The sequence below is a fragment of the Seonamhaeicola marinus genome (assembly GCF_008085455.1).
In genome coordinates this window covers 1-732 of sequence record NZ_VSDQ01000138.1, presented here as the reverse complement: position 1 = coordinate 732, position 732 = coordinate 1, and the positions used below count along the sequence as shown (strand labels likewise).

The window sequence follows — 732 nt, the reverse complement described above, 5'->3', positions numbered from 1 at the left end:
TTACAGCAGGTTATCCAAGCTTAAATGATACCGTTTCTATAATTCAAGACCTTGAAAAAAATGGTGTTGATATGATTGAAATTGGCCTACCTTTTAGTGACCCATTAGCCGATGGGCCAACCATTCAAGATAGCTCAACGCAAGCCTTAAAAAATGGTATGACAACTGAAGTGCTTTTCAACCAGTTAAAAGACATTCGTAAAACGGTAAATATTCCATTAATAATTATGGGATACTTTAACCCTATGCTACAATACGGTGTTGAAGCGTTTTGTAAAAAATGTAAAGAAATTGGTATTGATGGTTTAATAATACCCGATTTACCAGTTGATGTTTACCATGAAGAATACCAAGCAACATTTGAAAAATATGGCTTAATAAACGTATTTTTAATAACACCACAAACTAGTGATGAACGTATTCGTTTCATAGACTCTGTATCTAACGGTTTTATTTACATGGTAAGTAGTGCTAGTACAACTGGTGCAAAATCTGGCTTTGGTAATGAGCAAGCAGCGTATTTTGAGCGTATTAATAGCTTAAATTTAAAAAATCCGCAAATTGTAGGTTTTGGTATAAGTAATAATAGCACTTTTAAAGCCGCAACAAAATATGCTAAGGGCGCCATAATTGGTAGTGCTTTTGTGAAACATATTACCGCTAACAACGCACAAAATATTGATGCGTTTGTAAATTCAATTTTAAAATAAAACACAAAAATAATGGCTAAAA

At 32.9% G+C, this 732-nt stretch carries 1 protein-coding gene; it reads left to right on the top strand.

Annotated elements, in window-relative coordinates; genetic code table 11:
- On the top strand, positions 1-710 hold a 710-nt coding region (gene trpA, locus FUA24_RS01130; protein ID WP_148539684.1), incomplete at its 5' end, for a tryptophan synthase subunit alpha.
- Positions 711-732 lie beyond the last annotated feature (22 nt).